6 protein-coding genes are annotated in these 5,005 nt (G+C 73.3%); 1 reads left to right on the forward strand and 5 read right to left on the reverse strand.

What is annotated here, in order from left to right; translation table 11 throughout:
• Positions 1-62: 62 nt before the first annotated feature.
• Positions 63-845 carry an SDR family oxidoreductase gene (locus ACTIR_RS0110880; RefSeq protein ID WP_026454307.1) on the reverse strand — a complete coding sequence of 261 codons (783 nt, stop codon included), beginning with the start codon at positions 843-845 and terminating at the stop codon, positions 63-65.
• 44 nt (positions 846-889) lie between these two features.
• On the opposite strand from ACTIR_RS0110880, the gene ACTIR_RS0110885 reads away from it, so the two are divergent.
• Positions 890-1,504 (forward strand): TetR/AcrR family transcriptional regulator, encoded by a 615-nt coding sequence (locus tag ACTIR_RS0110885; RefSeq protein ID WP_026454308.1) that lies wholly within the window; start codon positions 890-892, stop codon positions 1,502-1,504.
• A 216-nt stretch (positions 1,505-1,720) separates the two neighbouring features.
• On the opposite strand, the gene ACTIR_RS0110890 is transcribed toward ACTIR_RS0110885, so the two are convergent.
• From ACTIR_RS0110890 to ACTIR_RS0110905, 4 genes are all read right to left on the reverse strand, one after another.
• Positions 1,721-2,323 (reverse strand): TetR/AcrR family transcriptional regulator, encoded by a 603-nt coding sequence (locus ACTIR_RS0110890; RefSeq protein ID WP_026454309.1) that lies wholly within the window; start codon positions 2,321-2,323, stop codon positions 1,721-1,723.
• Positions 2,313-3,155 (reverse strand): SDR family oxidoreductase, encoded by an 843-nt coding sequence (locus ACTIR_RS0110895; RefSeq protein WP_026454310.1) that lies wholly within the window; start codon positions 3,153-3,155, stop codon positions 2,313-2,315. Before ACTIR_RS0110895 ends, ACTIR_RS0110890 begins: the two co-directional genes overlap by 11 nt.
• A gap of 86 nt (positions 3,156-3,241) precedes the next feature.
• A complete protein-coding gene (locus ACTIR_RS0110900; protein ID WP_026454311.1) occupies positions 3,242-4,399 on the reverse strand; it encodes an acyl-CoA dehydrogenase family protein in 1,158 nt (385 codons plus the stop codon).
• 11 nt (positions 4,400-4,410) lie between these two features.
• On the reverse strand, positions 4,411-5,005 hold a 595-nt coding region (locus tag ACTIR_RS0110905), incomplete at its 5' end, for an acetyl-CoA carboxylase biotin carboxyl carrier protein subunit (protein WP_154663717.1).

The raw sequence follows: 5,005 nt of genomic DNA on the forward strand, positions 1-5,005 counted from the left end.
GATGCCGTTGCCGCCGCCGGTGACGACGACCCCCGCCCCGGCCGGGTCGAAGCCCGCGGCCGTCACAGGCCGCCGCCCAGCGTGACGCCGCCGTCGAGCACCAGGGTCTGCCCGGTGATCCACCCGGCCTGCCCGGAGAGCAGGAAGGACACCGCGCCGGCCACGTCCTCGGGGACGCCGAGCCGCTTGAGCGGGTAGGCGGAGGCCACCTCCTCCTCCCGGTCGGCGTAGAGGGCCGTGGCGAACTGGGTCTTGACCACGGCGGGGGCCACCGCGTTCACCCGGATCGCCGGGGCCAGCTCGTGCGCCAGCTCGGTCGTCAGCCGGATCAACGCGGCCTTGCTCACGCCGTACATCCCGATGCCCGGCGAGGTGCGCAGCCCCGCGATCGAGGCCACGTTCACGATCGACCCGCCGTGCTCGCCCATCCAGGCGTCGCGGACCTTGCGGGTCCAGGACAGCGGGGAGAGCACGTTCACCCCGAAGATCTTGGCCGCCGCGTCCGTGTCGGTGTCCAGGACCGGCCCGTACGTCGGGTTGATCCCGGTGTTGTTGACCAGGTGGTCGACACGGCCGAACGCCTCCATCGTGCGGGCGACGGCCTCGTCCTGGTGCTCCGGGTCGTCGGCCTTGCCGGGGACGCCGATCGCCACCGCGCCGCCGCCCAGTTCCTCGACGGCCTCGGCCAGCGGCTCGGGCTTGCGGGCGGTGATACACACCCGCGCGCCCGCCTCGACGAGCGACCGGGCCACACCCAGGCCGATCCCCCGGCTGGCACCTGTCACAATGGCGACACGGCCGTTGAGCGAGTTCTCCCCCGACGGGGTCTGCTCGGTCGAAGTCACTGCCGTTCTCCTCTCCACACTAAGCGTGCGCTTACAATTCGGGTATGACGATGTCGCTGTCCGCCGAGCTGTGGCCGGACGTCCAACCGGAGGCCGCCCGCAGACTGATGCTGGCCGGGGTCGAGTCGTTCGCCCGGCGCGGCTACCACGCCACCACCACCCGCGACATCGCAGGCAACGCGGGCATGAGCCCGGCCGCGCTGTACGTGCACTTCCCGTCCAAGGCGGCGCTGCTGTTCGCCATCAGCCGCAGCGGCCACGAGCAGTCCCTCGCGCTGGTCCGGCGCGCCGCCGAGAGCGCCGACACGCCCGTGGAGAGCATGCGGTCGATCGTGGAGCGGTTCGTCGCCTGGCACGCACGCAGGCACACCGTGGCCCGTGTGGTGCAGTACGAGCTGGAGGCGCTGCCCGAGCAGGAGTACGAGGTGGTCGCCGACCTGCGCCGGGAGATCGAGCGCATCGTGCGCGACCTCGTGGCCGCGGGGGTCGCCTCGGGGGACTTCACCGTCACCGACCCCACGACCGCGGCCCGTGCGGTGCTGTCGTTGGCCATCGACGTGGCCCGGTGGTACAGCGAGCGCGCGCGCAAGTCCCCCACCGACCTCGGTGCGGAGTACGCCGCGCTGGCCCTGCGGATGCTCGGCGCCACGCCGGACTGACCACGCAGGCGACGCCGCTCACGACCCACGCACGCACCTCCCGCTCGGCCGAGGGATCCGGGCTTCTCCGCGACCCCGGTGCCGCGCCCTCGCGCGTCCACCGACGGGTGCCATACTAAGCGCTCGCTCACCTCGTCCGCCACCCACCCCGAGCTCGCCCGCCACCCACTGCGCACCTCGCCCGCCACCCACCCCGCAGCGGGGCCGGACGGCCGCTCAGTCCCCGGCCCCGCCCACCACCGGTTCGAGGAAGGTGGCCCACTGCCGGGCCAGCCGCTCCCGGCGGCGGGTGTCGTCGGTGAGCAGGCTCGCCAGCCCCAGCCCACGGGCCAGGTCGAGGGTGGCCTGCACGGTCTCGCGGACCCCGGGTCGGGACTCGTCGGCGCCGAGCAGTTCCAGGGCGACCCGGTGCGCCTCCCTCCCGACCCGCGTCTCCAGTGGCGCGAGGACCCCGCGCAGCGCCTCGTCCGTGGAGGCCGCCACCCACAGGTGCAGGGCGGCGCGGAACTTCGGCCCGGTGTAGAGGTCCAGCAGCATCCGCGCCACCGGATAGGCCCGGGACGGCCCCTGCGGCAGTTCGGCGGCCCGCCGGCGCAGTTCGGCGATCTGCTCGTCGGCGAGGAACTCCACCGCCGCGACCACGAGCTCCTCGCGGGTCGGGAAGTGATGCTGGGCCGCGCCCCGCGAGACCCCCGCCCGCTCGGCGATCACCCCGACCGTGGTCCCGGTCCAGCCGAGCTCCCCCAGGCACGCGACGGCGGCGTCCACCAGCCGCCGCCGCGTGGTCCGGCTGCGTTCCTGCCGGGGCTCACGCACCATCGACCGGATCGACCCAGAAGTCGAGCTGCAGGTCGGCCTCGCTCGGGGCGAGCCGGTACCCGGACAGGTCGGTGATCCCCTCGGCGGCGAGCACCTCGTCGTCGATGAAGAACTGTCCGGTGGTCTCCGCCGCGGGCCGGGTCAGGACCGCGTGCGCGGCGTCGGCCATGATCTCCGGGGTCCGGGACCGGCTGGACAGCTCGGCACCGACGACGTTGCGGATCGCGGCGGTGTCGATGGTGGTGCGCGGCCACAGCGAGTTCGCCGCGATCCCGTCGGAACGCAGTTCCGCGGCCAGGCCGACGGTGACCAGACTCATCGAGTACTTCGCGATGCTGTAGGCGAGGTGGCCCGCGGTGAACCACTCCTCCTCCAGCCGGATCGGCGGGGACAGCGTGAGGATGTGCGGGTTGGCCGCCTTCCGCAGCTCGGGGATCGCGGTGCGGGAGAGCAGGAACGACCCGCGCGCGTTGATGTCCTGCATCAGGTCGTAGCGCTTCATCGGGATCGACTCCGACGGCGTCAGGTCGATCGCACTGGCGTTGTTCACCACGATGTCCACACCGCCGAACTGCTCGGCCGTGCGCCGCACCGCGTCCTCGACGACCTCGTCGTCCCGGACGTCGCCCACGATCGGCAGGGCGTGTCCGCCCGCGGCCTCCACGGCCTCGGCGGCGGTGTGCACGGTGCCGGGCAGTTTCGGGTGCGGTTCGGCAGTCTTGGCCAGCAGGGCCACGTTCGCCCCGTCCCGCGCCGCGCGCACGGCGATCGCCTCGCCGATGCCGCGGCTGCCGCCGGACATGATCAGGGTCTTCCCGGACAGTGTGCTCACGCTCGTGCTCCTCGTTCGTCGACGGATGCCGGGCCCACGCCGTCGCGGGCCCGGCGGGCCGGGGCCCGGGGTGCTCCCGACGGTGCTCAGTACGACTTGGGCAGGCCGAGGCTGTGCTGGGCCACGAAGTTGAGCACCATCTCCCGGCTCACCGGCGCGATGCGGCCCACCCGCACCGCGCCGAGCAGGGTACCCAGGCCGTACTCGGAGGCCAGGCCGTTCCCCCCGTGCACCTGCACCGCCTGGTCGACGGAGCGGATGGCGACCTCGGCGGCGGCGTACTTGGCCATGTTCGCCGCCTCGCCCGCACCGAAGTCGTCCCCGGCGTCGTAGAGCGCCGCGGCCTTCTGGGTCATCAGCCGGGCCATCTCCAGCTCGATCTTGATCTGCGCGAGCGGGTGCGACAGCCCCTGGTACGCGCCGATCGGGGAGCCGAAGACATCCCGCTCCTTGGCGTAGGCGACGGCCTTGTCCAGCGCGTAGCGGGCCACCCCCGCCGAGAACGCCGCGCCCATGATGCGCTCCGGGTTGAGACCGGCGAACAGCTGGGCGATCGCGGCGTCCTCGGAGCCGACGAGCGCGTCCGCGGGCAGCCGCACGTCGTCCAGGGTGAGTTCGAACTGCTTGTCCGCCGACACCAGGTCCATCGGGATCGCCCGGTACTCCAGGCCGGGGGCGTCGGTGGGCACGACGAACAGCGCGGGCTTGAGCTTGCCGGTCCGCGCGTCGGTGGTGCGGCCGACCACGAGCACCGCGTCCGCCTCGTCCACGCCGGAGATGAACACCTTGCGCCCGGAGAGCACCCAGTCGTCCCCGTCGCGCCGGGCGGTGGTGGTCAACCGGTGGGCGTTCGAGCCCGCGTCCGGCTCGGTGATGGCGAACGACATCCGCACCGAGCCCTCGGCGAAGCCCGGCAGCCAGCGCTTCTTCTGCTCGTCGGTGCCGAACCGGGCGATCACGGTCGCGCAGATCGCGGGCGAGACCACCATCAGCAGCATGGGTGTGCCCGCCGCGCAGACCTCCTCGCACACCGCGGCGAGGTCACCGATGCCCGCACCGCCACCGCCGTACTCCTCGGGCACCGCCACGCCCAGGTAGCCCAGCCTGCCCGCCTCGTCCCACAGTTCCGTGGTGTGTCCGCCCGCGCGCGCCTTCTCGGCGTAGTACTCGTGTCCGTAGCTCGTCGCCAACCGCGCCACGGCCGCGCGCAGCTCCTGCCGTTCGGTCGACTCGGTGAAGTTCACGCCCGTGTCGCTCATACCCGCTCCTCCGTGTCCGTGTCGCTGTCCCTGCCGGTCTCGGTGTCCGTGCCGGTCTCGGTGTCCGTGTCGGTGTCGGTTCCGGTGTCGGTGGGGGTGACCACGGCGAGCAGCGTGCCGACCCGCACCTGCTCGCCGGCCGTGACGGGGAGTTCGGTGACCACACCGTCGGCCGGGGCCGCGACCCGGTGCTCCATCTTCATCGCCTCCAGCCACAGCAGCGGCGCTCCGGCGCGTACCCGGTCCCCACGGGCGACCGCGATCCGGGTCACCGTGCCCGGCATGGGTGCGGGCAGCGACCCGGCCGCGAGGTCCTCGCCGGGTTCGGTGAACCTGGGCACCGGCCGCAGTGTCACCGTCCCGAGTGGAGAGTCGACGACGGTCTCCTCCGGGTACCGCGCCACCTCGAAGACCCGCCGCACACCCGCGTCGGCGAGCACGACCCGGTGCGGACCGGCGTCGAGCACCGCCACGTCCGGGTGGTCCTCGACGACCGGGCCGGATCGCGTGGCCCGGTAGCGCACCTCGTGCTCGACCTCGCCCGCGCGGTAGCGCTTGCGCTGCGGCGCGGAGGGCACGTTGCGCCACCCG

Source organism: Saccharomonospora iraqiensis subsp. iraqiensis, assembly GCF_000430445.1.
Lineage (GTDB): Bacteria > Actinomycetota > Actinomycetes > Mycobacteriales > Pseudonocardiaceae > Saccharomonospora > Saccharomonospora iraqiensis.

Coding starts and splice junctions, on each gene's coding strand:
- ACTIR_RS0110890 (WP_026454309.1), bottom strand. CDS start 2,323: ATGGTGCGTGAGCCCCGGCAGGAACGCAGCCGGACCACGCGGCGGCGG.
- ACTIR_RS0110885 (WP_026454308.1), top strand. CDS start 890: ATGACGATGTCGCTGTCCGCCGAGCTGTGGCCGGACGTCCAACCGGAG.